The organism is Stenotrophomonas sp. WHRI 8082 (genome assembly GCF_040223995.2).
Lineage (GTDB): Bacteria > Pseudomonadota > Gammaproteobacteria > Xanthomonadales > Xanthomonadaceae > Stenotrophomonas.
Genome location: NZ_CP167826.1, coordinates 3,752,215 through 3,773,712, shown reverse-complemented (window position 1 = coordinate 3,773,712; position 21,498 = coordinate 3,752,215). Strand labels below are relative to the sequence as shown.

The 21,498-nt window shown below is 64.0% G+C and carries 39 protein-coding genes, 2 tRNA genes and 1 pseudogene; 20 read left to right on the top strand and 22 right to left on the bottom strand.

Annotated elements, in window-relative coordinates; translation table 11 throughout:
• Positions 1–49: 49 nt before the first annotated feature.
• From ABRP17_RS16555 to ABRP17_RS16515, 9 genes and pseudogenes are all read right to left on the bottom strand, one after another.
• The gene (locus tag ABRP17_RS16555; RefSeq protein ID WP_349984465.1) at positions 50–328 is read right to left on the bottom strand and encodes a hypothetical protein; all 279 of its coding nucleotides are present in this window, start codon (positions 326–328) and stop codon (positions 50–52) included.
• 1 nt (position 329) lies between these two features.
• Positions 330–812: a hypothetical protein gene (locus tag ABRP17_RS16550; RefSeq protein ID WP_349984466.1), complete on the bottom strand. Its 483-nt coding sequence runs from the start codon at positions 810–812 to the stop codon at positions 330–332.
• On the bottom strand, positions 809–1,264 hold the full coding sequence (locus ABRP17_RS16545; protein ID WP_192094745.1) for a hypothetical protein: 456 nt from the start codon (positions 1,262–1,264) through the stop codon (positions 809–811). The genes ABRP17_RS16550 and ABRP17_RS16545 overlap by 4 nt, the downstream gene beginning before the upstream one ends.
• A gap of 107 nt (positions 1,265–1,371) precedes the next feature.
• Positions 1,372–1,839 (bottom strand): annotated as a pseudogene (locus ABRP17_RS16540) (lysozyme); the annotation flags it as partial.
• A gap of 122 nt (positions 1,840–1,961) precedes the next feature.
• Positions 1,962–2,046: transfer RNA gene (locus tag ABRP17_RS16535), tRNA-Tyr, on the bottom strand.
• A gap of 120 nt (positions 2,047–2,166) precedes the next feature.
• A complete protein-coding gene (locus tag ABRP17_RS16530; RefSeq protein ID WP_349984467.1) occupies positions 2,167–2,880 on the bottom strand; it encodes a hypothetical protein in 714 nt (237 codons plus the stop codon).
• Complete coding sequence (locus ABRP17_RS16525) at positions 2,873–3,109, bottom strand: hypothetical protein (RefSeq protein WP_349984468.1); 237 nt, start codon at positions 3,107–3,109, stop codon at positions 2,873–2,875. Before ABRP17_RS16525 ends, ABRP17_RS16530 begins: the two co-directional genes overlap by 8 nt.
• The gene (locus ABRP17_RS16520) at positions 3,106–3,546 is read right to left on the bottom strand and encodes a RusA family crossover junction endodeoxyribonuclease (protein ID WP_349984469.1); all 441 of its coding nucleotides are present in this window, start codon (positions 3,544–3,546) and stop codon (positions 3,106–3,108) included. Before ABRP17_RS16520 ends, ABRP17_RS16525 begins: the two co-directional genes overlap by 4 nt.
• Positions 3,543–3,851, bottom strand: coding sequence for a hypothetical protein (locus ABRP17_RS16515; protein ID WP_349984470.1), 309 nt, complete (start codon positions 3,849–3,851; stop codon positions 3,543–3,545). The genes ABRP17_RS16520 and ABRP17_RS16515 overlap by 4 nt, the downstream gene beginning before the upstream one ends.
• Positions 3,852–3,994: 143 nt before the next feature.
• On the opposite strand from ABRP17_RS16515, the gene ABRP17_RS16510 reads away from it, so the two are divergent.
• Positions 3,995–4,510: a hypothetical protein gene (locus tag ABRP17_RS16510; protein ID WP_349984471.1), complete on the top strand. Its 516-nt coding sequence runs from the start codon at positions 3,995–3,997 to the stop codon at positions 4,508–4,510.
• Positions 4,511–4,524: 14 nt separating this feature from the next.
• Here ABRP17_RS16510 and ABRP17_RS16505 read toward each other — a convergent pair whose 3' ends face one another.
• From ABRP17_RS16505 to ABRP17_RS16465, 9 genes are read right to left on the bottom strand one after another with little or no spacing between them, the layout of a single operon-like run.
• Positions 4,525–4,929: a recombination protein NinB gene (locus ABRP17_RS16505; RefSeq protein WP_349984472.1), complete on the bottom strand. Its 405-nt coding sequence runs from the start codon at positions 4,927–4,929 to the stop codon at positions 4,525–4,527.
• Positions 4,926–5,273 carry a Lar family restriction alleviation protein gene (locus ABRP17_RS16500; RefSeq protein WP_349984473.1) on the bottom strand — a complete coding sequence of 116 codons (348 nt, stop codon included), beginning with the start codon at positions 5,271–5,273 and terminating at the stop codon, positions 4,926–4,928. Before ABRP17_RS16500 ends, ABRP17_RS16505 begins: the two co-directional genes overlap by 4 nt.
• Entirely contained in the window at positions 5,270–5,662 is a 393-nt protein-coding gene (locus ABRP17_RS16495; RefSeq protein ID WP_349984474.1) for a hypothetical protein, read from the bottom strand. Before ABRP17_RS16495 ends, ABRP17_RS16500 begins: the two co-directional genes overlap by 4 nt.
• Positions 5,659–5,850, bottom strand: a complete 192-nt coding sequence (locus tag ABRP17_RS16490; RefSeq protein WP_349984475.1) for a hypothetical protein — start codon at positions 5,848–5,850, stop codon at positions 5,659–5,661. Before ABRP17_RS16490 ends, ABRP17_RS16495 begins: the two co-directional genes overlap by 4 nt.
• Positions 5,840–6,277: a hypothetical protein gene (locus tag ABRP17_RS16485; protein ID WP_349984476.1), complete on the bottom strand. Its 438-nt coding sequence runs from the start codon at positions 6,275–6,277 to the stop codon at positions 5,840–5,842. Before ABRP17_RS16485 ends, ABRP17_RS16490 begins: the two co-directional genes overlap by 11 nt.
• Positions 6,270–7,217: a DUF1376 domain-containing protein gene (locus ABRP17_RS16480; RefSeq protein WP_349984477.1), complete on the bottom strand. Its 948-nt coding sequence runs from the start codon at positions 7,215–7,217 to the stop codon at positions 6,270–6,272. Before ABRP17_RS16480 ends, ABRP17_RS16485 begins: the two co-directional genes overlap by 8 nt.
• 1 nt (position 7,218) lies before the next feature.
• Complete coding sequence (locus tag ABRP17_RS16475) at positions 7,219–7,536, bottom strand: winged helix-turn-helix domain-containing protein (RefSeq protein WP_349984478.1); 318 nt, start codon at positions 7,534–7,536, stop codon at positions 7,219–7,221.
• A complete protein-coding gene (locus ABRP17_RS16470) occupies positions 7,533–7,715 on the bottom strand; it encodes a hypothetical protein (RefSeq protein WP_192094724.1) in 183 nt (60 codons plus the stop codon). Before ABRP17_RS16470 ends, ABRP17_RS16475 begins: the two co-directional genes overlap by 4 nt.
• The gene (locus ABRP17_RS16465) at positions 7,712–8,191 is read right to left on the bottom strand and encodes a phage regulatory CII family protein (RefSeq protein WP_192094722.1); all 480 of its coding nucleotides are present in this window, start codon (positions 8,189–8,191) and stop codon (positions 7,712–7,714) included. The genes ABRP17_RS16470 and ABRP17_RS16465 overlap by 4 nt, the downstream gene beginning before the upstream one ends.
• A 54-nt stretch (positions 8,192–8,245) precedes the next feature.
• On the opposite strand from ABRP17_RS16465, the gene ABRP17_RS16460 reads away from it, so the two are divergent.
• Together ABRP17_RS16460 and ABRP17_RS16455 are read left to right on the top strand one after the other, a co-directional pair.
• Entirely contained in the window at positions 8,246–8,440 is a 195-nt protein-coding gene (locus tag ABRP17_RS16460; protein ID WP_349984479.1) for a hypothetical protein, read from the top strand.
• Between the two features lie 68 nt (positions 8,441–8,508).
• A complete protein-coding gene (locus tag ABRP17_RS16455) occupies positions 8,509–8,997 on the top strand; it encodes a hypothetical protein (protein WP_349984480.1) in 489 nt (162 codons plus the stop codon).
• Between the two features lie 161 nt (positions 8,998–9,158).
• On the opposite strand, the gene ABRP17_RS16450 is transcribed toward ABRP17_RS16455, so the two are convergent.
• On the bottom strand, positions 9,159–9,413 hold the full coding sequence (locus ABRP17_RS16450; protein ID WP_349984481.1) for a hypothetical protein: 255 nt from the start codon (positions 9,411–9,413) through the stop codon (positions 9,159–9,161).
• On the opposite strand from ABRP17_RS16450, the gene ABRP17_RS16445 reads away from it, so the two are divergent.
• The 13 genes from ABRP17_RS16445 to ABRP17_RS16385 all read left to right on the top strand — a co-directional run bounded on the left by ABRP17_RS16445 (position 9,412) and on the right by ABRP17_RS16385 (position 17,939).
• Complete coding sequence (locus ABRP17_RS16445; RefSeq protein ID WP_349984482.1) at positions 9,412–10,185, top strand: helix-turn-helix transcriptional regulator; 774 nt, start codon at positions 9,412–9,414, stop codon at positions 10,183–10,185. The genes ABRP17_RS16450 and ABRP17_RS16445 overlap by 2 nt on opposite strands.
• Before the next feature lie 23 nt (positions 10,186–10,208).
• Entirely contained in the window at positions 10,209–10,559 is a 351-nt protein-coding gene (locus tag ABRP17_RS16440) for a TM2 domain-containing protein (protein WP_372486824.1), read from the top strand.
• A 163-nt stretch (positions 10,560–10,722) separates the two neighbouring features.
• Positions 10,723–10,851 (top strand): hypothetical protein, encoded by a 129-nt coding sequence (locus ABRP17_RS16435; RefSeq protein WP_349984484.1) that lies wholly within the window; start codon positions 10,723–10,725, stop codon positions 10,849–10,851.
• 1 nt (position 10,852) lies between these two features.
• Positions 10,853–11,233: a hypothetical protein gene (locus tag ABRP17_RS16430; RefSeq protein ID WP_349984485.1), complete on the top strand. Its 381-nt coding sequence runs from the start codon at positions 10,853–10,855 to the stop codon at positions 11,231–11,233.
• Entirely contained in the window at positions 11,230–11,442 is a 213-nt protein-coding gene (locus ABRP17_RS16425; RefSeq protein ID WP_349984486.1) for a hypothetical protein, read from the top strand. Before ABRP17_RS16430 ends, ABRP17_RS16425 begins: the two co-directional genes overlap by 4 nt.
• Positions 11,439–11,711 (top strand): hypothetical protein, encoded by a 273-nt coding sequence (locus ABRP17_RS16420; protein ID WP_349984487.1) that lies wholly within the window; start codon positions 11,439–11,441, stop codon positions 11,709–11,711. Before ABRP17_RS16425 ends, ABRP17_RS16420 begins: the two co-directional genes overlap by 4 nt.
• On the top strand, positions 11,708–12,505 hold the full coding sequence (locus ABRP17_RS16415) for a recombinase RecT (RefSeq protein ID WP_349984488.1): 798 nt from the start codon (positions 11,708–11,710) through the stop codon (positions 12,503–12,505). The genes ABRP17_RS16420 and ABRP17_RS16415 overlap by 4 nt, the downstream gene beginning before the upstream one ends.
• Complete coding sequence (locus ABRP17_RS16410; protein WP_349984489.1) at positions 12,502–14,289, top strand: hypothetical protein; 1,788 nt, start codon at positions 12,502–12,504, stop codon at positions 14,287–14,289. The genes ABRP17_RS16415 and ABRP17_RS16410 overlap by 4 nt, the downstream gene beginning before the upstream one ends.
• An 82-nt stretch (positions 14,290–14,371) precedes the next feature.
• Positions 14,372–15,250, top strand: a complete 879-nt coding sequence (locus ABRP17_RS16405) for a hypothetical protein (RefSeq protein WP_349984490.1) — start codon at positions 14,372–14,374, stop codon at positions 15,248–15,250.
• A 46-nt stretch (positions 15,251–15,296) separates the two neighbouring features.
• Positions 15,297–15,572, top strand: a complete 276-nt coding sequence (locus ABRP17_RS16400; RefSeq protein ID WP_349984491.1) for a KTSC domain-containing protein — start codon at positions 15,297–15,299, stop codon at positions 15,570–15,572.
• Positions 15,573–15,582: 10 nt separating this feature from the next.
• A complete protein-coding gene (locus ABRP17_RS16395; protein WP_349984492.1) occupies positions 15,583–15,810 on the top strand; it encodes a hypothetical protein in 228 nt (75 codons plus the stop codon).
• 32 nt (positions 15,811–15,842) lie between these two features.
• On the top strand, positions 15,843–16,049 hold the full coding sequence (locus ABRP17_RS16390; protein ID WP_349984493.1) for a hypothetical protein: 207 nt from the start codon (positions 15,843–15,845) through the stop codon (positions 16,047–16,049).
• A gap of 30 nt (positions 16,050–16,079) precedes the next feature.
• Positions 16,080–17,939, top strand: a complete 1,860-nt coding sequence (locus ABRP17_RS16385) for a DNA cytosine methyltransferase (RefSeq protein ID WP_349984494.1) — start codon at positions 16,080–16,082, stop codon at positions 17,937–17,939.
• A 50-nt stretch (positions 17,940–17,989) separates the two neighbouring features.
• Here the strand turns inward: ABRP17_RS16385 and ABRP17_RS16380 are convergent, their stop codons facing one another.
• Entirely contained in the window at positions 17,990–18,577 is a 588-nt protein-coding gene (locus ABRP17_RS16380) for a hypothetical protein (RefSeq protein WP_349984496.1), read from the bottom strand.
• Between the two features lie 64 nt (positions 18,578–18,641).
• On the opposite strand from ABRP17_RS16380, the gene ABRP17_RS16375 reads away from it, so the two are divergent.
• Positions 18,642–19,919: a DNA methyltransferase gene (locus tag ABRP17_RS16375; RefSeq protein WP_349984497.1), complete on the top strand. Its 1,278-nt coding sequence runs from the start codon at positions 18,642–18,644 to the stop codon at positions 19,917–19,919.
• 2 nt (positions 19,920–19,921) lie between these two features.
• Here the strand turns inward: ABRP17_RS16375 and ABRP17_RS16370 are convergent, their stop codons facing one another.
• Positions 19,922–20,227 carry a hypothetical protein gene (locus ABRP17_RS16370; RefSeq protein ID WP_349984499.1) on the bottom strand — a complete coding sequence of 102 codons (306 nt, stop codon included), beginning with the start codon at positions 20,225–20,227 and terminating at the stop codon, positions 19,922–19,924.
• Between ABRP17_RS16370 and ABRP17_RS16365 the strand changes: the two genes are divergently transcribed.
• Genes ABRP17_RS16365 through ABRP17_RS16355 form a run of 3 tightly spaced genes read left to right on the top strand, consistent with a single transcriptional unit; the run spans position 20,226 to position 21,344 of the window.
• Entirely contained in the window at positions 20,226–20,864 is a 639-nt protein-coding gene (locus tag ABRP17_RS16365) for a hypothetical protein (RefSeq protein WP_349984500.1), read from the top strand. The genes ABRP17_RS16370 and ABRP17_RS16365 overlap by 2 nt on opposite strands.
• Positions 20,857–21,102, top strand: a complete 246-nt coding sequence (locus ABRP17_RS16360; protein ID WP_349984501.1) for a hypothetical protein — start codon at positions 20,857–20,859, stop codon at positions 21,100–21,102. The genes ABRP17_RS16365 and ABRP17_RS16360 overlap by 8 nt, the downstream gene beginning before the upstream one ends.
• Positions 21,102–21,344: an AlpA family transcriptional regulator gene (locus ABRP17_RS16355; RefSeq protein ID WP_101099120.1), complete on the top strand. Its 243-nt coding sequence runs from the start codon at positions 21,102–21,104 to the stop codon at positions 21,342–21,344. Before ABRP17_RS16360 ends, ABRP17_RS16355 begins: the two co-directional genes overlap by 1 nt.
• Positions 21,345–21,380: 36 nt before the next feature.
• On the opposite strand, the gene ABRP17_RS16350 is transcribed toward ABRP17_RS16355, so the two are convergent.
• Positions 21,381–21,470 (bottom strand) — tRNA-Ser (locus ABRP17_RS16350).
• Between the last annotated feature and the right edge of the window lie 28 nt (positions 21,471–21,498).

Genomic DNA, 21,498 nt, shown 5'->3' with positions numbered 1-21,498 from the left:
CTAACCCTACTTGTCTACGCGATCAGGGGGGGCGGCCGTAAGAAATAACCTATCGGTCCACTGGCACGGGCTTCCCTTGCACCTGCTCAACCCCGTCCAACTGTGCCTCGTACTGCAACAGGCAGCGTTTGCGGCCATTGCTCACAGAGAACACGGCTGAGGGGTTGCCGTCCCGCACCCAGCTGCACCGCTTGGTCAGCTCCGGTGCGATCGGCACGTAGGTCGCAACCGGAACCCTGACAACCGCGGATGCGGGCTGGTTCGGCTTGAGCTCTTTCGACGCGCAGGCAGCAAGGCTGCCCAACAGGGCGATAATCACGATCCGCATGTCAGTACCCCTTGAGGGCCGGACAGGCCGAGTCCAGCAGCTCAAGGGCTGCCTGGCATGTGTCGGGGCGCTCCTCGTACCGCTCGCGCCAGGTGGAGGCGTCCTTCTCAGACGCCTCGATCTTTCCGGCCAGCTCATTCAGCGCCTGCGCGCTCTCGGCTCTGAGGCGCTCAAGCTTCTCGGCCTCTTCTCGGAGGGTGCTGGCCACCTCAGCAAGGCGGGCGTCCTTGGCGTCTACGTCGGCCTGCAGGCGGTCGGCATCCGCACGCCAGTCGGCCTTGACCTTGACCACCTGCGCGCTGAGCTCTTGGATCCGTTGCTCCCGCTCGTACGCGGTCAAGCCGGACACGAGACACCCGAACGCCAGCACCGCGCAGAAGACCTTCACAAGGCTGCCGGGCTTTCTCAGCCACCGGACGATGCCGGTAAGCCAGCCGACGATCAGGGCCCAGAGGGCGGAGAGCAGTTGCAGAACGCTGTTCATGGGGACGTGCCTCCATTTGCGCCAGTCGCCCGCTCTACCAGCTTGAGGTAGCTCGGCAGCAGGCGGCGGATGACGACTCCGGAGATGCCTGCCAGCGGCAGCTGGGGCGCGCCGGCGAGTGAGGGGAACCAAAAGCCTGCGACAGCAATGACCCAGGCAGCGAGAATTGCGTAGGCGATGACCGCGACGGCCAAGGCCAGCAGGCGGGTGCCGCTCTGCATCCAGCGGCGCCCGCGCGGGCGGGCTGCATCGGCCGAGACCCGCTCTGCGTCTTTCTCGGGCAGGAGCAGCACGCCGATGAGTGCACCGGCGATGGCCACCAGCAGCACCGACTGAGGTACGCCGAGGATGACCCGCTCGGCCTGCCGCAGGGCGTCAGCCGTTGCCGGGCCCACCACCGCCGCGGTAAAGGTGCCCACGACGGTCTTGAGCGTGCTTACGGGCTCAGTCACTTCGGGCCGTCCTTGGGCGTTCCCGCCCTCACAATCTCAGCGGTGGAATCGACGCTGGACGTCACCTTGGTGAAATCGGCTGGCTGGCCCCGCTCAGCAGCGGCCTTGGCCCGGTCGAACACGGAAAGGAGCTGCTCCAGCTTGTGCTCATGCTGCCCATACCCGGCGCCAGGCAGGCTGGCCCAGATGTTCCGGACCGCAGCGATAGCCTCGGCGATCTTGCCGGCTTGGATCAGCGGAAGCGCCCTGCGCTCCCGGATCTGCTGCAGGGCAATCAGATCCTGACTCAGCGGGGTGAAGTCCTTGAGGCCCAACGACTTGCGGTAGGCGTCGAAGTAGCGGCGCAGTAGCTGATAGCGCCCAGCCGCAGTGGACTGGATGCCCAGCCTGGGGAGGTCCACGAGCACCCGGGGGTGATCTACGTACCCGGTGTACATTTGTCCACCCACCAGCACATCGTAGCCGCGGTCCCTTGTGGGCTGCCTCCCGTTATCCGTGCCCTCGGACCACGCGAGCATGTCGAGGAAGGCCACGACGTTCACGCCGCCAGCCTGTTGGGGTGTGATCTGAGCCATGCGCGCCTCGGTATGGGTGAGCGATCACCGCCCTGGGGCAGAACCTCGCTCGGGGTATGGGGTGCCCGCCCCGCTGCCGGCTGGGCACGAGGGTTGATCCGGTTAGGGAAAGCGGGCGTAGGTGGTGGGGTGCCGTGGAGTTGAACCACGCGAGTCGAAGACGCCGGATTTACAGTCCGGCCCAGCGCCCATCTGGCAACGCACCCCATGAACGAAAAAAGCCCCGCTCGATGGCGGGGCTGATGAGTTTGGCCGGCGGCCAAGTCTCGCGATGATGTGGATTCTGCAGGTCAAAGCATGGACCCAGCAACACCACATTTGTAGAGCCTATGCAGCACGTGCCTCGGGCACGTAATCGGAGTTGCTCAGTGCGCGGGAAAACTTGCGTGCTGACACCTCGCCTGCCTGATGCAGCTCCGCCAGCAGCCACTCGAAGACTGGTCTCCAGCGCTTCGGGTACGCCGAGGGATCACACCCCATCGCCAGAGCACGACGGCGGTCCGGAAGAGGCTCGATGCCGGTGCACCTGCACTCGGGGCAGCCCTTGTCGCTGACCAAACCGGTGCCGCAGCAGTTGGAGCAGTGGTTGCCGCTGGCCAGCTCCTGCACCACGGCGTCGACCATTCGGCTGAGGTGCTGGTAGGTGTTGCGCGGCCACGCGGCGGCGCGCGCCTGGTCAACAGCTACCTTACGCTGCTGCAGGGTCCGGCGCTGCGCATCCGACATGCCGCGTCGACCCAGCGACACGATGGCCTGCACGAACTCCAGTTCGGCTTCGGCATCGGCCAGCGCCCGCGCGCGGCGGGTGAACTCGGGCCGGACGATGGCCAGCACCGCCTCGGCGAGCTTCGGCCGGTGGCGCATGGCGCCGTCGGGCAGGTATACCGCTTCCATCACCTCGCGGCCCAGGCCGGCCGGGACCATGCCGAGCGCGGCGGCGATATCGGACGTCGTCAGGCTGGGCGCGCCTCCACCCTGTCCCACGTCAAAGCGCACGGTCTGCGGGTTCAGGCGGGCCAGCATCTCGCGTCGGTCAGCCATTGTGTTTCTCTCCTGGGGTACTGCTGGTGGTAGAAATGCCGCGCGCCTCCGCGAGGGTGGCGCGCCAGCGATATGCGGTGGCTCGGTGCATGCCGAAGTCGTCCATCAACTCCTGGACGGTGGGGAGGCGGCGCCGGTACTTGTCAGCAACCCGGCACGCGATCAGCAGGCCCAGGCGAACGGAGTGCCGAGGTCCTCCGATCTCCTCGCTGTAGCGCGGTGTGGTCATGGCAGCATCCGCTCGATCTCGATGACGCAGCCCGGCGCATCGAGCGCGTCCGCGCCCTCGCCCGGGTAACGCTTCGAGGCTGTGCACTCCACCACCCTGGCGTCATCGCGCCAGACGCCCGCGTCGGTGATGGCGTCCTCGGTGGAACGCACCAGCTTCGACAGATCGGGTAGCTTGCTCGGCAAGGTTACGCGGCGCTTCGGGGCGCTGGTCGGCTTGGGCAGGGTGAAGGTCATCCGGACGCGCAGGGGCTCATCCAGCAACGCGATGCCCAGCTGTGCACGCACCTGCTCCGCCGCAGCTTTGACGTCCTGCCTCCACGGCCTGACCTTCTTCGACGACTCAGCCAGAATCGCCCGGCCGCTCTTGGCCAGCCCCTTGAACGACTTGCTGCCCTGCGGCGCTGGCGACCCGTAGACCACAATCCGGATGCTCATGCAGCCACCTGGATCGCGCCCATCTGCCACAAGGCCAGCATCGTGCGCTCGTGCCCACGCTGCCAGATCTCAGCCTTCTCCTCGCGCGTGAAGCGCCGGCCTTGGTCCAGCTCGCGGTGGCATGCCCGGCAGCCCGCCGCGACGAAGCAATCGTGCGCCTTGAGCGCGCCGCCCTTGCCGTGCCGGCTCTGGTTGCTGTGCGCAGGCTCGCCAAAGCCACCCTCGCAGCAGCTCTCGATCTGCAGGGTGCACTCCACCTGGTATACGGCGTCCAGCAAGGCCCGATCGCGGTAATTGCCGTGCATCAGGCCATACCTCCGCCTACAATCGCGCCACCAACCTTGGCGGATGTGATATGGCGGATCCGATGAATTATTGCAGTTGGGTCGTAAGCTCCTTCTGCATTACCCAGAGCGAATGGGCAACGTGGACGCAAGCAGGCCTCACTGTGGCCACCTTCGCATTCGCGATGTGGCGTCAGAAAGTTGCGAGCGATAGATCCGCCGCCGAGCTCCGAGAGGAGAAAGTCGCGCATTCTCGAGAGAAAGCGTTGGCCGAAGAAACTCTGCTTACTGAGAGACGAAAAAATGATCAGCTGAGGGCTCACGCCGCCGCGATTCCTGTATCTGTCGAACTTGTGAAACTCAACTCGTGCGTGATCATGCTTAGAGAAGAGAGAACATTCACAACGCCGCCCGGCGAGGTATTTAAGGGACTGACCAACTTCTTCGGAGCTAGGAACCTTAGCGGTGAGGCCCTTTTGCTTTTGGACGCGGCAGCGCCTGTTCTTGCGGCCGTCGAGGGCGCTCAGAAGCTCTACACATACCTTTATTCGATTTCTCATCACGATACATTTGAAGACAGGAGCCGAACCTGGCTCATGACGAACGCACTCGCGCTGGCGCCAATCCTTGCGGAGGCAAGAAGGGCCGTCAATTTGGTTAAAGGAATTGAGGGGGATTAATTCGGATGCGTAGATCATGCTGCCTCCGAAAAGTCACGAGGGTTGAAACCCAGCCCTAGCAGAACGGTGTCCGACCATCTCACCGGCCGCGCGCGCATACCCTGCTCTTCCGGGTGGTCGCCGATGTGCACCAGCACGGTGATGGCATCGCAGGCCAGTGACTTCGTCAGCTTCATGCTCGATCCGCCCAGCATGATGTGACCGGGCGCGCCCTGCCCCCGGTCGATGGCAGGCATCAGGCGCCAGCCCAGCATCGTGCCGGCCACCATGTGCCGCCAGTCGTCCTTCGTGAGGCGCTGGCCGTGCCAGGACAGGCCCGCGGCAAGATCACCGCAGATGGCGTTGAGCATTCGCTGCTGCTTGGGCGTCATCATGCCCTCGCCGCGCTCCTGCCAGTCCGCAGGCTTGAGCGCGCTCACCGACGTGGCTCCGGCCGCGACGCCACCACGGCTCCCTCCAAGGCCACCGCGCACGCGATCAGGACCTTTCGCCCGGTCCGTGCGCCGCTCGCCTCCCTACGCCAGCCGGTGGCAACAGCGAGCATGACGCGCTCCGGAACCATAGCTACGGGCGACTCGCTGCCACCGCGCGTGTTCCAGCGGAGCGCCGCATCATCTAGCGAATCGAAATAGTCCATCTCGACGTCGCAGTTGCCGCACCAAACGCGGTGGTACTCGTGATGCGACCACACCTCGTGCTTCGCCGGCTGCCCGCAGAAGGGACACGCCAGCAGTTCAACACCGTCTCCTGCGATCTCGTTCATGCCGATTCACCGTGAGCGTGCGTCTCGCGTGCGGCGATCATGCACGGATCGCTGCATGCGCCGTGCCCCATCCAGAGCTGATTCGAAGGTCGACCGCATGCGCACGCAGGGAAAGGTTGGGCACGGTTGGCGTCGAAGTAGGCCTGCGCCTCTTTGCCATAAGGCTCGTCCTCATCAGGAATCAAGCCCGGCCCCCATAGGCCGCTGTGGATCCACCCCATCGCCGCATCGGCGCCGCGTCCGTGCTGCCATTCGATCCAGGCGGCCTGGTTCGCTGTCACGTGGTCATGGGTGATCTTGCCCATCATCTGCAGCACGCGATCGATCTTGACGATCTCTTCGCGGAGCTGATCCAGGGTCATGTCTTTGACGCGATCTTCGATGTTCATGCGGCGATACCCCTCTTCATTTCGTAGTTCCGCTGATCCCAGCCGGCCTCCCATTCCTTGCGCTGCAGGTGTCCCTCCATGCCCATCGCGTACAGCGGCACCGAGCTGCGCGGCTTGTGCGCCTCGCGCATGTAGCGGCCAGTCTGGCGCGCGCGCAGCAGCAGCTCTTTGCTGACCTCAGGCGGCATGTCGCACCTCATCGGGCTCGCGTGCCGGAGCGGCTTGCATTTCCGGCGCCGGGTCCGCGACACCCAGCAGGTCCGCGATATCGTCCATGTGGCGGGCAACCTGCTCGCGGGTTGCCGGAACCGGATGCCGCACCTCGTGCTCGATCTCCGCCACCGGCGCCGGCGGCAGCTCACCACCGCGCATCACGAACTCCTTCGCCCGGTTGTAGGCGGCCTGCAGCAGCTTGTCGGCCTTGTCGGCACTGGCCAGCCGGTAGCGGTGCCCGTCCAGGTACTGCCACGCCAGCCGTGTGAAGCCATCCTGATGGCCAGCATCGGCACGGACCGCGTCGAACGGAGGGATGCCCAGGCACATCATCCGGAACTGCGGCAGCGTCGGCGGCCACGGATCCGCAGTAGCGATGCACGCGGCCAGGCCGTCAGCCATTTGCCTTCCCGACAACCCGGAAAGTCCCTTCGACCACGTCTTCGCTGCAGCCCCCGCCGGATCCGCCGTGTACCCACTCGTCCACTTGTGGCCGTAGATCTGAGCCATGTGCTTCCACAACTGATCCATGACGTGCTGCGATTGCAGGCGTGGCGTCGATGACGTTTCCGCCCTGCTCTCGGGCGCGGATGAACTGCTCAACTTGGTCGGCAGGAGCGAGGCGACGTGTTCCATGCTGGGTTCCGGTGTTCTGCGGGGGTTGCTTGGGGCCTTCGGCGTGGCGAGCCCGGGCGGTTGTGATCGCCCAGGCGAAGGGCTTCGCCACCGGTGGCGCGCGGCTCAAGCCCTCGGTGACCGTGTCGCCCAAGGCCTGCGGCGTGACGCCCTCGCCCAGAGCGGCCAGCAGATCCGGATGGCTCGGGTTCGTCGTGTGGCATCCGGCTCGGCGCATCAGCAAGCACGCCTGCCCAGCCAAGGTCGCGCCCTCAGAGATCTCTGGTGCTTGCTGAGATCTATCTGGAGTAAAGGTGGTGTCTGGTGATTGGTGAGCTTTCGGTCCGGTTTCATTTTCAAAACCCAGCGGAAACCCACCGGGTTTCTCTTGGGTTTCTTCTCGGTTCTTTTTCGGTGGTCTGCCGCCCTTTCGGCCGTTTTCACGCGCGGTGGCAATGCGGCCGCGAGCCTTCTCCAGCTCCTCTTCAACGCGACCGTTAACCCAGAGGTTTTCCTCCAGACGAAAGAACTCCGCGAGGACCACATCGACTGCAGTGCGCTCATCTACCGAACGGGCGCGCGCAATGCGATGGGCCTGCTCGGCCGGGATGCCGCACTCGGTCGCGTAGTACCTATCCAGCAGCAGCGTGTAGACGCCATGCTCCAGCAGGCTGAGGTGCCCTGTGTCCTTGGCGTAGTCGCCCAGGTGGCGCTCGTAGTAGTTCATGTCAGGCAGCCAAGGGCACCTGATCGGCGCGGTCCAGCACCGGCAACCAGGTCTGGCAGCGCTTGCGACTCATGCTGCAGATGCGGGGCGCGCCGTGGACGGCCAGGCCCTCTGCCTCGAGCTCTGGCAGCCTGCGCGCGACCATGTGGCGATCAAGGCCGGCAGAGAACGCCAGCTCGCGGCTGGTGAGGCCCGGATGCTGGCGCAGCGCGGACTCCACCTGAGCCTGCTGCTGAGCCTGCGTGCGCGAATCCACGAGATCGCGCGCGGCTTCGTGGCTGGTATCCGGATCGGTGTTGCGTGCGGGAAGGTGGCTCATTGCTCATTCCTCCGTGCCCACGTGATATCGCCGTAGTCGCGCATCGATATGGGCTTGATGGGTGATGGCGCCCCCGGCCTTTGGATCTGGCCACCCTTGGCCAGGAATGCGTCGAGCTTCGCCTGCATCTTCTGGCGGTCGGGCTCGCGCGCGCGGATATCGTTTTCGAGGCGGCTCACAGAACACCCCGCTGGCCCTTGGCCTCGCGCAGGCGGGACATCAGCATGATCATCGCGGCCTGCACGTCGCTGGCCGCCGACTGGAGCTGTGCGAACTCGTTGTCGGTGATCAGCCCGTCCTTGAGGCAGTTGTTCAGCACCTCCGCGAACTGGCCCTTGCTGGCGGAGGTGGCCAGGATTGTGCTGGTGAGGCAACCGGCGTTCTCGGGTGCTTCGAGGCGATGCAGGCCGTACCCATGCTCGGCCGCAAGCGCGACCAGGATGCGGTGGTCACCGGTGAGGTCCATGATCTCGCTCGCTTCCTTGAGCGTGACGTGGTGCGTCGTGTTGTTCGGATTGACCTTGTTGCGGAGAACAGCGCCGGACATGGGCTTTTCTTCGCCCCTGTCGTTGGTCGTGATCAGTCGCGTAGCCAGCGCCTCGGCGCCGCCGGGCGAGTCTTTTACGGTCTTGTGGGCAGCGTCGATGATGTTCATTAGGTCGCTTCGTGAACGTGGAAGGGGTTGCTGGGCCAGCGCAAGATCAGCGCCATGGACATGAACAACTCAGGGAAGTCGGTGAATCAGGTGGTGTCGCTGGTCCGCATGTGCGGGAAGCCGTTCCTGCTCCGAAGGGTCGATGGGAAGCCCAAGGCATTCCCTCTCAACGTTCCCGACTTGGGGCCTGTTCCGGAGTGCGGCGGCCAAGTCCTGTGGATGGAGGACTACGTCGATGCAGTCGCTTGAGGTGCGTGGCGTTGCCCGCCAGGCGGTAAGCTGCGGTCACTACACGCACAGCCCGCCTGGAGGGCAACATGGACGCTGATCAAATTGCGGATGAGATTCGGCTGAAGGTGCTGAATGCCCTCAACGCCACGCCTGGTAAGCCGGTGAGCCTCACCGACGTCTTCGGTGAAGACATGGATGAGATGATCCCGGAGCTCGAGTACCTCAGGGACCACGGCCTCATCGAGATACAAATCTATGGGTACATGGAAGGCGGACAGGGCATCACGCCGGCGAAGATCACTACCGCTGGTAGAGATTTCCTGCGCAAAAGCGGCGGCATCGGAGCCGAGCTCAACGTTGTGACGGTGCGCCTGCATGAGGACACGATCCGTCAACTCCTGATCGCTCGCGTGCGGGAATCCGATGCGGAGGACACTGTCAAAGGCAACCTGGTTGATCAACTCAAGGCACTCCCAGCCGAAGCTGTATCGAAGCTTGCAGAACGGGCTCTTGATCAGGCGCTGCGTTACATGCCGAACGCAATTCAGTGGCTTCAAACAGCACCATGGAGCTGACTACAGTCCTGCGCTCGAACCGAATCCAACCGAGCGCGCGGCCAGGCGCCAAGGTGGATGCCAGCGGCGCCCAGAACGCACGGTGGGTAGCCGCTGGAGAACCAAACGGGATGCGAATGACGAATGCGTCACCAGCTTTCGCGAGCGGCTCGAAGGAGGCCTCAGGCAGCACGGTCCACCTCCTGCGGGTCGTTGGCTGCGGGCGACTCGTCTGCAGGCCAGATATCCGGACGCAGTTCGGTGAGCGAAACGCTGCCACCGCTCTGGATATGCAGCTGACGAACCAGCGCACCGTCGAAGCGCTGACCCACGCTGAGGGCCTTGCGGAGGTAGCCAATAGAAGTGCCGGCACGCTTGGCGTAGTCCGCCTGGTCTGCCGGGCTCAAGGTCGAGAGGTAGCTGCGGAGGGTGTCCATGCATGAAGATTACCATTCGGTAATTACAAGTCAACACCTTTTGGTCAATTACCGCAAGGTAAGTGAAACTCCGCGCATGCCTTCAACAGACGCCCCCATCGTTACCTTGCGCCGAGAGCGCCTTCGCGCCTGGATTCAAGAGAACCACGCCGGCACGCAGGCATCATTTGTCGCTGCCGTGGGGATCAACCAAGGCGAGCTTTCGGGCCTTCTGAACGGCAAAAAGTCGTTCGGTGAGAAAAAAGCCAGGTCACTTGAGGCGGCAGCGCGCATGCCCGATGGCTACTTGGACTCCGCAGAGCCAGTAACAGCAATGCCTGTCGCACCTGTCTTAGAGACTGAGACGAAGCCCGGCTACCTTCGGCTCCAGCTTTACGAGGGAGCGGCAGGTATGGGTGTTGGCGTGGTGAATCAGGACTTCCCTGAGGTCATGCAGGTGATGGAGGTGGCTGAGTGGGAGGTGCGAAGGAAGCTGGGCTTCCTGCCAAAGCCTGGTCGCATCCAGATCATCACCGGCCGAGGCCCTTCGATGCGGCCAAAGATTGAGGATGGCGACATCGTGTGGATCGACACATCGGTGGATTACTTCGATGGTGACGACTACTACCTGATCAGTTACGACGGCGAGACACAGATCAAGATGCTTCAGAAGCGGATCGACGGCCTGTACGTCGTCAGCGCCAATCCCGAGTTCAAGGAGTGGCGTTGCGACATTGCGGATCTTGCGGTGCGCGGCAAGGCACTCGTACATGCCGGCTTCCGCCGGTTCTGATACTTTGAGACGTGAAAGGAAGCATGATGGCGATGGTGAACTGCGGTGAGTGCGGGCGCGAGATAAGTGATAAAGCTGCAGCATGCGTAGGATGCGGGGCGCCGATTGCGCATCTGGCTTCTCCCGTGCTGGCCCCCCAACCACACGTGGTCAAAACCGCGAAGAGCCGGGGCGTCTACATCATCCTGGGCCTCTTCTTTGGCACCTTGGGCCTGCACAACTTCTATGCCGGCTACAACGGGCGAGCCGTTGTACAGCTGCTGATCACCCTCCTCTTGGGCTGGTTTGTCATTGGGCTAGTGATCACAGTGATCTGGGCCTTGACTGAGCTTATTGCCGTCGACCGAGACGCTGCTGGCGACAGGATGGTCTAAGGCCCATAGGGCCTTTTTAGACGACAGCTGATGGCTGGCCTCGGCCAGTCAGAACTGCTGCTGGCCGTTACTTTTACTTTTCGGTAATTTTTTGCTTGACACGGAATTACCGTCTGGTAATTTACTCCCGTCGCCCAGCACTTCGCCGGGCTCGGAGAACGAGATGGCAATCAAGCGTCGTCCCCTTTGGCAGCCCATCGCGGCAACCTACGCGCTGGCAGTGTTCGCAGCTGCCGCCGGCCTGCGCTTCGGCGCACTGGTCTTCGGCTGGACCTTCGGACCGGGGTGCTGACATGGCCTCGATCACGGAACTGCACCCGGAAGCCAAAGTCCGCGAAGAGCGCCACAACCGCGCCGTGCTGCTGGCCAACCTTCAGACCACCGGCTTGCGCATGCCTGGCATCGAAGTGGCCTACCGCGCTGCCACGTTCGCCGGTGCTTCAGATGAGATGGCTTGGGAAGCTGCTCGCCGGCACGAGCTGACCATGATCGGCTTCCCCGACGAGATCTACTCGACCGGTGGCCTGAGCTATCCCCGTGGCCTCGCCGACGAAGAGTCGTCCCGGAAGCGCCGCCAAAGCCTGATCGACACCTGCCGTGCACTGCCGAACCCGTTCGCTCAGACGTCCGACGCCATCCAGCGTGGCAACAGCGACTTGGAGCAAGCGGCATGAGCGCCCAAGTCCTCGCCTTCCCCATCCAGACCAACAGCCAGAAGTACCTGCTGGAGAGCGTTCGAGCCGTTGCCGCCCGCTCCGGTCTGGACGTCAACGAGACAGCCCGCGAGTTCGTCGCGGCCGGCTGCTCCAAGGAAGCCCAGAACCGCATCTGGGAGCGCGCCCGCCGCAAGCGCATGACCCTGATCTACGGAGACAACGCATGAGCCGCCACCCCATAACGCTCCTCACCCCGGCCTTCATCGCCGCCGTGCTGTTCTCCTTCTGCCTCGCCCTGGCGCTGCTGGCCAGCCCGCGCAACGCCGACAGCTTCGTGCTGGTTGGCGGCGTCGGCGCCCTGTTCTTCGGCTACCGCACCGTCGCTGAGGCCCACCAGGTGTGGAAGCAGTTCACCGACCAACTGGAGGCCCGGAAGGCCCTTCGCCGCTCGATCCCCCTTACCCGCATCAACATCCGCAAGGACGACATTCGATGAGCACCTCACTCGCAACGCAGCAGGCCATGACCGGCGAAGTCCGGGCAAACGCCCTGATGCCGACCTCGATCCACGAGGCGATCCAACTGTCGGAAATCATGGCCAAGGCCAACCTGGTGCCAGATCACCTGCGCGGCAAGTCCGGTGACTGCCTGCTGATCGTGATGCAGGCGCAGCGCTGGGGCATGGACGCGGTCAGCGTCGCTCAGTGCACCTCGGTGGTCCACGGCCGCCTCTGCTACGAGGGCAAGCTGGTTGCTGCAGCCCTCTACGCCATGGGCGCCGTTGAAGGCCGGCTGGAATACGACATTCAGGGGAGCGGCCAGGCCGCAACGATCATCGTGACCGGCACGCCGCGCGGCGGCAACGGCCCGCAGAGCGTGCGCGGCACCGTAAAGGATTGGCGCACCTACACCAAGAACAAGGATGGCAAGCAGGTCGAGAACGCCTGGGACAAGATCCCGGAAGACATGCTGGTCTACCGCGGCACCCGCCAGTGGGCCCGGCGCTATGCGCCTGAGGCACTGCTGGGCGTCTATACCGCGGACGAAGTAGAGCCCATGGCCGACGTGCGCGTCGTCGCCACCGTGCAGCACGGCGACAGCTCGCCCGGTGCATACCCCAGCGAGCAGTTCGATAGGAACCTGCCGGGCTGGATCTCTGCCATCCAGGAGGGCAAGCGAACCGCCGACCAGATCATCGCCATGGTCGAAAGCAAGGGCGCGCTCACCGAAGACCAGAAGAAGAAGATCCGCGCGGCTGAATCGGCCGCCGCAACCGAGGTGAACCAATGAGAATCGTGAACCTGGTACAGGGCACGCCCGAATGGCATGCCCACCGCGCTGACCACCTCAATGCCAGCGAAGCGCCCATCATGCTGGGCGAGTTCCCGAACATCAGCCGCTCCGAGCTGCTCAAGGTACGCGCCACCGGTGTGGCCCAAGAGATCAGCTGGTTCCTGCAGCAGATCTTCGACAACGGCCACCAGTTCGAAGCACTGGCCCGCCCGCTGGCTGAGGACATCGTTGGGGAGGACCTCTATCCGTGCGTGGGTACGCATGGAAGGCTGTCTGCCAGCTTCGACGGCCTGACCCTGCTCGAGGACACTGCGTTCGAGCACAAGACGCTCAATGCCATTCTGCGCGCCTGCATGACGCCGGACTGCGTCGGCACCGACCTGCCGCTCTACCACCAGATCCAGATGGAGCAGCAGTGCATGGTCAGCCAGGCCGGGCGCGTGCTGTTCATGGCCTCCGAGTGGAAGCAGGACCCGCAGACGGACGAATGGCAGCTCGTTGAAGAACGGCACTGCTGGTACTACCCGAACCCCGAGCTGCGTGAGCGGATCGTGCCCGGCTGGGAGCAGTTCGAAGCGGACGTGTGCGCTTACCAGGTCGTGCCGGTCGCCGAGCCGGTAGTGGGCAAAGCCCCCGACCAGCTGCCGGCGCTGCGCATCGAGCTGCAGGGCATGGTCACTGCGAGCAATCTCGGTGACTTCCGCGCCCATGCCATGGGCGTGCTGAGCGGCATCAACCGCAACCTGCAGACCGACTCGGACTTCGCCGATGCGGAGCAGACGGTGAAGTGGGCTACGGCGGTTGAAAAGAAGCTTGACGCTGCCAAGGCGCACGCCCTGAGCCAGACAGCAGACATCGACGCGATGTTCCGCACGATGGATGACGTAAAGGCCGAGACCCGCCGCATTCGCCTGGAGCTGGAGAAGCTGGTCGGCAAGCGGAAGGACGAGCGCCGGATCGAGATCGTCCAGGCCGGCCGCACCAACGTGCAGGAGCACTACGACCAGATCAACTCCTCCATGGGCCAGCACGCGATCGCGTTTCCGGCGCAGGCAGTGACGGCAGAGCTGGGCGCCTCGATCAAGGGCAAGAAGTCGTTCACCAGCATGGAAGATGCGGTCAGCACGGCTGCAGCGAACATCAAGATCACCGCCAGCCAGCTGGCCGAGCGGATCCGCGCCAATGTCCACATCTTCGAGATGGAGGTCGGCACTTTCGGCGCACTGTTCCCCGACCGCGTGCAGCTGTGCTCCTCCAAGTCTGCGCAGGACCTCCTCAACTTGATTACGGTTCGCATTTCCGAGCAACAGCGTCGCGATGCGGCACGACTCGAAGCTGAGCGCGCGAAAATCCGCGAGGAAGAGGCGGCCCGCGCGAAGAAGGTCCTAGACGATGCAGCCGAGGCCACCCGTCAGCAGGAAGCGGCCGCAGCGCGCGCAGCTGCTCCCGCCCCGGTTGCTGAGCCGGTCGCGGCCGCGCCGGAGCTCTCGCCGATCCGGCAGGTCGCCGCGGTCGCTGCTGCTCCCGCTCCTGCACCGGTTACCAATGACGCCGCGCCGTGGGCCCCAGAGGGCAAGAAGATCAAGCTCGGCGAGATCAGCGCCCTGATCGGCCCGCTGTGCATCAGCGCCGACGGCCTGCGCCAGCTCGGCTTCGAACCTGTCAGCACCGAGCGCGGCGCGAAGCTCTACGCCGCCGACCAGGTGCCGGCCATGTGCGAGCAGATGATCCGCGTCCTGCGCGCTGCGGCCAACGGCGAAACCTACCCGCTGGCCGCGTAACGAATCACCCCTGCCCTGCACTGCAGGGCCCCGCCCCGGCCGGGTCCAAGCGCCGGGCTCTATTCCACTCCAGGGAAACCCCATGAGCCACTTCACCGTGTTGGTTATCGGCGACAACGTCGAAAAGCAGCTGCAACCGTTCCATGAGTTTGAATGCACCGGCACCAACGATGAGTTTGTCCAAGACATCGATGTGACCGAAGAGTGCCGCGAGCACGGCCTCGACTGGCATGGGCTCGAAGACCTCGTTGTCGCATCCGAGTCCGAGGTGGATCGCAACGGTGCGCACCAGTTCGGCTACGCAGTCATGGAGGGCGGCCAGCTGATCAAGGCCGTAAACCGCACCAATCCCAACAAAAAGTGGGACTGGTGGCAGGTGGGCGGTCGCTGGAGCGGCTACTTCAAGCTCAAGCCTGGCGCTATCGGCAGTTGTGGCGAGAGTGGTTTTCTGGGCTCGTGCCGTAACACCGGCGCGGACCGAGCAGACCAGGTTCGGAAAGGCGACATCGACGTCGAGGGGATGCGCGCTGAAGCCGCGGCAACGGATGGGCGGAAATGGGACGAGATTCGGGCCATCACCGGTGACCTCGATGACCTGATCACCTGGACCGAGACGCGCGAGCGCTTTCCTGGCGACATTGAGGCTGCACGCGCCGCCTATCACTCCCAGCGTGCGAAGCAAGCGATTGCCAATGCTGATGACAAGGATCACCGCTTCGCATTCCTGCAGCTTGACGACTTCAAGGTCAGCCGCGACGTGTTCACCAGGCGCGCGGCTGACAGCGCTATCAGCACCTTCGCTGTTCTGAAAGACGGCAGGTGGTATGAGCGCGGCGACATGGGCTGGTTTGGATTCGTCGCCGATGAAAAGGATCCCGATGCATGGAACCGGGAGTTCGCCGCGCTGATTGACGGCCTGCCCAACGACACCCTCCTGACCGTCGTCGACTGCCACATCTGACCCCAGCGCGCCTCAAACCGAGGCGCCACCTTAAAGGAGCACCACCATGGCACTGCGCATCGACCTGCAGGACGTCGAGTCCAACCAGATCCACTCCATCGGCCACGACGCCGAGACCAGCACCCTGGCGATCCGCTTCACCAGCCGCAAGGGCGGCGTGGTCGGCCCGGGCAGCCTGTACCACTACGCCAACTTCACCGCCGAGGACTTCGCAGCCTTCCAGGCAGCCGAGTCGAAGGGCAAGCACTTCGGCGCCCACATCAAAGACCAGGTCGCCAAGTACCCCTTCACCAATGTTGACGAATCCGCCCTGGCTGCCTGAGGAGATCGCCATGCCGTACGTGACTGTGGAGGTCGACGTCGACCTCGATGAGTTTTCCGACAAAGAGCTTATCGACGAATGCAAGAAGCGCGCGATCACGGCAGCCGTTGGCAACGCCGACCCTTCGGAAGCAGGGCTGATCGTGGAACGCGCGTTCCTGGCGTGCCGCGCACGTACCGACCTTCCGCAGGAGCTGAAGGAAATGTTCTGGAAGGTCCATGACCGCGCGATGCCGTAAGGCACCGCGCTCTATCCGAGCCGAGACCGGACATGAAATTGCGGACCCAACTCGACCTCTTCGAACACGATCCGGCCCGACTTGCAAAAGCGTGGCGCGCCGCAGCCGAGCAAGCGCTCATCGATAAGCAGTTCAGCTTGTCGGTCCGGCAGGAGCGACATGACTACTACATGGCAGAGGCGATTCGGCTGGAAGACCTGGCCGCGCTCTGCAACGGCTGCGCGGCCAAAGCCGCGTAGCCGATCACCCCATCAGACTCCGAGGCATCCATGGCAGACGGCTCCCGCTCCTTCAACTTCCCAGCGCCGCAGCGCTCGCGCCTGCGGTCCGGCGAGATCGTGGTCGACCTGTTCGCCGGCGGCGGCGGCGCCAGCGAAGGCCTGAAGCAGGCACTCGGCATCGACCCGGCGCTGGCCTACAACCACGACGAGCTGGCCATCGGCATGCACGCCGCGAACCACCCGCTCACCCAGCACCATCGCGAGGACATCTGGCATGCGGATCCGCGCGTGGACGTGGCCGGCCGGCCCATCGGCTGGTTCCATGCCTCGCCGGACTGCACTCACTTCAGCCAGGCCAAGGGTGGCCAGCCACGCAGCCGGAAGACGCGCGCTCTGTCGTGGGTGGTGAAGAAGTGGATCGGCATGCTCCGGCGCGCCGATCTGCTCAACGGCACCAACACGGCGCCCCGCATCTTCTCGATGGAGAACGTTTGGCAGATGCTGACCTGGGGACCGCTGGTGGCCAAGCGCTGCAAGAGCACGGGCCGCGTGGTCAAGATGGACGGCACCGTTGCAGCGCGCGGCGAGCGCGTGCCGGTGGAGAACCAGCAGCTTGTTCCGGACAAGCGCCACAGCGGTCGCACCTGGCGCCAATTGGTGGCCGCTCTGCGTGCGGAGGGCTATGTGGTGGAGTGGCGCAAGCTGGTGGCCAGCGACTACGGTGCGGGCACCAGCCGCGAGCGCCTGTTCGTGCTGGGCCGCCGCGACGGCGAGGCTATCATCTGGCCGGCAGCGACCCATGGCGTCGCAAAGGGCCTGCAGCGCCGCGTCAGCGCCGCCGACTGCCTGGACTTCAGCATCCCCTGCCGCTCGATCTTCACCAGGCCCCGGCCGCTGGCCGATGCCACGATGCGGCGCGTAGCCAAGGGCGTCGTCCGTCATGTGCTGGAGAGCGCCGATCCCTTCATCGTGCCTGTCACTCATCAGGGCGCGGACCGGGTGAACAGCATCCATGAGCCGCTGAAGACGATCACAGCAGCCAACCGTGGCGAGCTGATGCTGGGCGTACCCGAACTGGCGCCGTTCATCGCCGAGCATGCGAACGCCAGCAACCAGCGCACCATGGCTGCGGATGAACCGCTGCGCACGGTATGCGCCGGGGTCAAGGGCGGCCACTTCTCCGTCGTGACACCGATCCTCGCTGGCGTTGGCGGCCGTGCTGGCCAGACTGAGCCGCGCTCAGGCGCCGAACCTCTCTACACCACGACCGCGAAGGCAGACACGGCACTGGTGGCGCCGTCCTTGGTCAAGTTCCGCGGCGACAGCATCGGCCATCCAGTCACGGGTCCGCTTCCCACCATTACATCAGGCGCTGGCGCGAAGCGACCGGCAGGTGCTGCGCACGCCCTTGGACTGGCGACGACCCACCTGCTGACGATGCGCAAGAATTCCCACGGTCAGGACGCAGCCGAGCCGCTGGGCACCGTATGCGCCAGCACCGTTCATCACGGCGTGGTCGAGTGCACCCTCAGCGCGGAGCAGCTGGAAGGCGCCGAGCGGGTTGCTGCCTTCCTGGTGAAGTACTACGCCAGCGGCATCGCCGTTGATGCGCGCGATCCGCTGGACACCATCACGACGAAGGACCGGATGGCGCTGGTCACGGTCGTGATCAAAGGCACGCCCTACATAGTCGTGGATATCGGCCTGCGCATGCTCAAGCCGCATGAGTTGTTTTGCTGTCAGGGCTTTCCGCTCGGATACATCATCGACCGCACGGCCAACGGCACCCCGCTGAAAACAACCGCGCAGGTCCGCATGGTCGGCAACAGCGTCAGCCCGCCGCCGCTGCGCGCGCTCGCCGAGGCCAACCTGGACCCGGCCAAAGCCGAAATGAGGATCGCCGCATGAACTCAGCACTCCACGGTTTTGAACCAAATCTTGCAACTCAGCCAGGAAAATCAGCCCGTTCTAAAAGGGGCAAGAGTGGATTGGAAATTGGAACCCGGCACCGCATCGTCAAGCGCTTCAATAACGTCATTAAAGCTGTCGCGCGCAATATCAACTGTGACGATGAATGCCTGAACTATTCCAGCATCGAATGCTCCCATCTCATAAGTATCAACATAAGAAGCGAGGTTTGTGAGAGTCGCCTCGAGCCTCGCCATTTGGATGCGAAGGTTGGCAAGCGTCGGTATTTGAGGAAGATCAGGAAATGGGCGCTGCACGATGTATGTACCCACCAATCCAAGGCTCTCGGTAAAGTCGTCTATCCCAGTTGCGTTATCAACGCGATAGGAGATCGCTCCGATCCCAGTGTGGAAATGAACCAGCGAGATCACAGAGCGGCGAACTGCGATCTGACCTTCCACAAAATCGGAAGCATCGCGCGCACTCGCAGCCTTTCGAAGCTGTCTAACTGGAAGAAGCACTGCGAAGAAGGTCATCGCGGCGGCGGCCCAGCCTCCCAGCGCAGCGATGGCAGACCAATCCAGGCGGCAGCTTGGACTCCATTCAAAACACGGGATCATTACGGCCACTGCAAGCATGCGTTGCTCCCTCCATATGAGTTCAAGAATTCTGCCACATCGGGCGCTACCGGAGCTGCAGTCAATGTTTGAACGACAGCTTGCCAACACTGTCCGCGTAGGCGACTGCTTGTCTGTTATGCGCGGCATGGCCGACGCCTCTGTCGACGCCATCGTGACCGATCCGCCCTATGGCTTGGCCTTCATGGGCAAGAAATGGGACCACGACGTCCCCACGTCCGAGGTCTGGGCGGAGTGCCTACGCGTGCTCAAGCCAGGCGGCCACCGGCTAGCCTTCGCCGGCACCCGCACGCAGCACCGGATGGCCATTCGCATCGAGGACGCAGGTTTCGACATCCGCGACATGATCGCCTGGATTTATGGGTCCGGCTTCCCGAAGTCCCACAACGGCCCCTGGGGCGGCACTGCCCTGAAGCCCGCTCTGGAGCCAATCACGGTCGCGCGCAAGCCGCTGGAAGGCACTGTGGCCGGGAACTGGGAAGAACACGGCACGGGTGCCTTGAACATCGATCTGTGCCGCGTCAGCGCCGATGGCGAGGTCAATCCAACCATCGAGCGGAGGCGGGGCTCGACGTCGCATCTCAGTACCCGCAGCGCGGCGGAAGCTGAGGCCGACGGCAAGATCGAAAGCCGCACCTCCCCCGAGCGCTATCAGCAGCAGCGTCCCGCCGAGGCATTGGGTCGCTGGCCGGCAAACTTGATCCACGACGGCAGCGCGGAAGTACTAGCGGCCTTCCCTGCAGCATCGGGACAGAAGGCAGACCTGAGCCAAGACCAGTCAAGCCCGCGCATTGGCCGGGTCTACGAAGGCGGGCCGCTCTCGCGCAATGGCGAGGCAAGCGCATCGAGTGCCAACCATGGCAGCGTTGGATTCAAGATGCAGCCAGGTGCCCGGCGGCTGGATGCCGGCAGCGCCGCCCGCTTCTTCTACTGCGCAAAGGCAAGCAGGCACGACCGCAATGAAGGACTGGCGAGCGGGGGCTCACCGGCCGTGTCAGCCGACGCGACCATGCGCGACGTAGAGAATGCCGACTGGTCTGCACGCAACGGCAACCATCACCCGACGGTGAAGCCGACCGACCTTATGCGATACCTCTGCAGGCTGGTCACGCCGACCGGCGGTCTGGTGCTGGACCCGTATGCCGGAAGCGGTAGCACCGGAAAGGCGGCCGTGCTCGAGGGCTTTCGATTCGTCGGCATCGAGCAGGATCCCGCCTACGCCGCGATCGCGGAGGCGCGCATCGCAGCAGCCATCACGGCGGGCGAAGAAAACCGGAGCCGTCCGGCGGCTATGGGCGACCTGTTCGATGGCCTGGACGATTACACAAGGGAGGCCGCGTGAGCCTATTTTCCCTGCAGCGAAACCCAAAGGGCGACACCTGCAACAAGCAGCGCCAGGATTGCTATGACGGCCGAAACCCAAGCCGCCACTGCAGAGGAGCTCGCGGCCTTCGCCGCGACTCCTTCATGTCGCAGAGAAGCCTTTCGATCTTCCTCAGCTGCCAAGTTCGCCGCGTAATCGCGGTGCGCAAGCCACTCAACCGCAGCTGCTCGTTGATGGCTCTCAGCGCGGTAGCGACCAGAACTCAGACGGGCCCGCACTTCGGACTCGCCAATTTGATCAAATTTCTCGAAATAGGGGTTTTGCATGGCTGAGCGTCCGATCCTATTCAACGGCGCAATGGTACGCGCCATCCTGTCGGGCGCGAAGACGCAGACGCGGCGCGCCGTGAAGAACATCTCGTGGCGCGATGGCTGCAACCCGAGCTTCAGCCACGCTACGGCCTTCCAGAATGCCGGCGAGTTCCGAATCGCGGGCAGCGAAGAGATGACGCTTGGTTTTCGCTGCCCCTTCGGCAAGCCCGGCGACCGCCTGTGGGTGCGGGAGGCCTTCGGCCTGCAGGTTCGCCACTACGGCGGCGGCGCAGGTGAACACATCGTCTATAAGGCCACGAACCCCGACGCGGTTTACTGCAAATCGGCTTGCGGCACGGACTATCCGGTGAAGTGGAAGCCGAGCATCCACATGCCAAGGCACTCCTGCCGCCTGGTGCTGGAGATCACCGACGTGCGCGTGGAGCGGCTGCAGGCGATCAGCGAGGTGGATGCCAACGCGGAAGGCATCGAACAACTCAATGGCCGCTTCACCTTCAACGGCGGGATGCATGAGTCGCTGACGGCGAGGACCAGCTTCATGACACTGTGGGACTCGACCGGCGGCATGTGGATCGAGAACCCGTGGGTATGGGTGATCGAGTTCAAGCGCGTGGAGGTGGCTGGTGGCTGACCTGCTGAGGGAAGAAGCGCCCGACCATCGGGAAGTGGGCCACGAGCTGGCCCGTCGCTCCGGGGTGAACCTGACGCGCGCACGAAAAGGTGTCGTGCGGCTGTGGGAAGCGCGCGGCCTGGCGCTGATCGCCCTGGTGCGTGGTGACAACGAAGAGGTGGCCAGAATCATGGCGCATGCCAGAGGCCGCCCTGGCAACACGAACCCGTCCGCGATCGACGCGGCGAAGGAGCAATGATGAGCGGCAAGAAGACCGCGGCCGACCTGGCTGCCGACCTCCAAGACATTGAGGTCGTGATGATCCGCACGTCACTGAGTCGGGCGTCGATCTATCGGCGCATGGCGCAGGGAAGCTTCCCCAAGCAGCGGAAGCTGGGCGCACGCACGGTGTGGGCGAAATCGGATATCGACCGCTTCTGCGCTGAGGTGATCGGCGACGGAAGTATGGGAGACTGTATGGGACAGGATTTGGCAGCGTAGTATTCCACTGCCTTTTCAGTAACTTATAAAAGGTCTTGGCGGAGAGAGTGGGATTCGAACCCACGGAAGGTTTGACCCTTCGCCGGTTTTCAAGACCGGTGCCTTAAACCGCTCGGCCATCTCTCCGATGTGCTGCAGTCCCGGAGGCTGTCCG

Excerpts from the sequence above, each read along its gene's own strand:
- ABRP17_RS16390 (WP_349984493.1), top strand. The coding sequence starts at position 15,843 with ATGAAATTGCGGACCCAACTCGACCTCTTCGAACACGATCCGGCCCGA.
- ABRP17_RS16380 (WP_349984496.1), bottom strand. The coding sequence starts at position 18,577 with ATGCTTGCAGTGGCCGTAATGATCCCGTGTTTTGAATGGAGTCCAAGC.
- ABRP17_RS16405 (WP_349984490.1), top strand. The coding sequence starts at position 14,372 with ATGAGCCACTTCACCGTGTTGGTTATCGGCGACAACGTCGAAAAGCAG.
- ABRP17_RS16415 (WP_349984488.1), top strand. The coding sequence starts at position 11,708 with ATGAGCACCTCACTCGCAACGCAGCAGGCCATGACCGGCGAAGTCCGG.
- ABRP17_RS16485 (WP_349984476.1), bottom strand. The coding sequence starts at position 6,277 with ATGGCTGACGGCCTGGCCGCGTGCATCGCTACTGCGGATCCGTGGCCG.
- ABRP17_RS16500 (WP_349984473.1), bottom strand. The coding sequence starts at position 5,273 with ATGAACGAGATCGCAGGAGACGGTGTTGAACTGCTGGCGTGTCCCTTC.
- ABRP17_RS16425 (WP_349984486.1), top strand. The coding sequence starts at position 11,230 with ATGAGCGCCCAAGTCCTCGCCTTCCCCATCCAGACCAACAGCCAGAAG.
- ABRP17_RS16460 (WP_349984479.1), top strand. The coding sequence starts at position 8,246 with ATGGACATGAACAACTCAGGGAAGTCGGTGAATCAGGTGGTGTCGCTG.
- ABRP17_RS16400 (WP_349984491.1), top strand. The coding sequence starts at position 15,297 with ATGGCACTGCGCATCGACCTGCAGGACGTCGAGTCCAACCAGATCCAC.
- ABRP17_RS16410 (WP_349984489.1), top strand. The coding sequence starts at position 12,502 with ATGAGAATCGTGAACCTGGTACAGGGCACGCCCGAATGGCATGCCCAC.
- ABRP17_RS16530 (WP_349984467.1), bottom strand. The coding sequence starts at position 2,880 with ATGGCTGACCGACGCGAGATGCTGGCCCGCCTGAACCCGCAGACCGTG.
- ABRP17_RS16490 (WP_349984475.1), bottom strand. The coding sequence starts at position 5,850 with ATGCCGCCTGAGGTCAGCAAAGAGCTGCTGCTGCGCGCGCGCCAGACT.
- ABRP17_RS16445 (WP_349984482.1), top strand. The coding sequence starts at position 9,412 with ATGCATGAAGATTACCATTCGGTAATTACAAGTCAACACCTTTTGGTC.
- ABRP17_RS16365 (WP_349984500.1), top strand. The coding sequence starts at position 20,226 with ATGGCTGAGCGTCCGATCCTATTCAACGGCGCAATGGTACGCGCCATC.
- ABRP17_RS16455 (WP_349984480.1), top strand. The coding sequence starts at position 8,509 with ATGGACGCTGATCAAATTGCGGATGAGATTCGGCTGAAGGTGCTGAAT.
- ABRP17_RS16450 (WP_349984481.1), bottom strand. The coding sequence starts at position 9,413 with ATGGACACCCTCCGCAGCTACCTCTCGACCTTGAGCCCGGCAGACCAG.
- ABRP17_RS16430 (WP_349984485.1), top strand. The coding sequence starts at position 10,853 with ATGGCCTCGATCACGGAACTGCACCCGGAAGCCAAAGTCCGCGAAGAG.
- ABRP17_RS16475 (WP_349984478.1), bottom strand. The coding sequence starts at position 7,536 with ATGAGCCACCTTCCCGCACGCAACACCGATCCGGATACCAGCCACGAA.
- ABRP17_RS16515 (WP_349984470.1), bottom strand. The coding sequence starts at position 3,851 with ATGCACGGCAATTACCGCGATCGGGCCTTGCTGGACGCCGTATACCAG.
- ABRP17_RS16465 (WP_192094722.1), bottom strand. The coding sequence starts at position 8,191 with ATGAACATCATCGACGCTGCCCACAAGACCGTAAAAGACTCGCCCGGC.
- ABRP17_RS16355 (WP_101099120.1), top strand. The coding sequence starts at position 21,102 with ATGAGCGGCAAGAAGACCGCGGCCGACCTGGCTGCCGACCTCCAAGAC.
- ABRP17_RS16480 (WP_349984477.1), bottom strand. The coding sequence starts at position 7,217 with ATGAACTACTACGAGCGCCACCTGGGCGACTACGCCAAGGACACAGGG.
- ABRP17_RS16440 (WP_372486824.1), top strand. The coding sequence starts at position 10,209 with ATGATGGCGATGGTGAACTGCGGTGAGTGCGGGCGCGAGATAAGTGAT.
- ABRP17_RS16370 (WP_349984499.1), bottom strand. The coding sequence starts at position 20,227 with ATGCAAAACCCCTATTTCGAGAAATTTGATCAAATTGGCGAGTCCGAA.
- ABRP17_RS16435 (WP_349984484.1), top strand. The coding sequence starts at position 10,723 with ATGGCAATCAAGCGTCGTCCCCTTTGGCAGCCCATCGCGGCAACCTAC.
- ABRP17_RS16385 (WP_349984494.1), top strand. The coding sequence starts at position 16,080 with ATGGCAGACGGCTCCCGCTCCTTCAACTTCCCAGCGCCGCAGCGCTCG.
- ABRP17_RS16525 (WP_349984468.1), bottom strand. The coding sequence starts at position 3,109 with ATGACCACACCGCGCTACAGCGAGGAGATCGGAGGACCTCGGCACTCC.
- ABRP17_RS16375 (WP_349984497.1), top strand. The coding sequence starts at position 18,642 with ATGTTTGAACGACAGCTTGCCAACACTGTCCGCGTAGGCGACTGCTTG.
- ABRP17_RS16495 (WP_349984474.1), bottom strand. The coding sequence starts at position 5,662 with ATGAACATCGAAGATCGCGTCAAAGACATGACCCTGGATCAGCTCCGC.
- ABRP17_RS16420 (WP_349984487.1), top strand. The coding sequence starts at position 11,439 with ATGAGCCGCCACCCCATAACGCTCCTCACCCCGGCCTTCATCGCCGCC.
- ABRP17_RS16520 (WP_349984469.1), bottom strand. The coding sequence starts at position 3,546 with ATGAGCATCCGGATTGTGGTCTACGGGTCGCCAGCGCCGCAGGGCAGC.
- ABRP17_RS16395 (WP_349984492.1), top strand. The coding sequence starts at position 15,583 with ATGCCGTACGTGACTGTGGAGGTCGACGTCGACCTCGATGAGTTTTCC.
- ABRP17_RS16550 (WP_349984466.1), bottom strand. The coding sequence starts at position 812 with ATGAACAGCGTTCTGCAACTGCTCTCCGCCCTCTGGGCCCTGATCGTC.
- ABRP17_RS16555 (WP_349984465.1), bottom strand. The coding sequence starts at position 328 with ATGCGGATCGTGATTATCGCCCTGTTGGGCAGCCTTGCTGCCTGCGCG.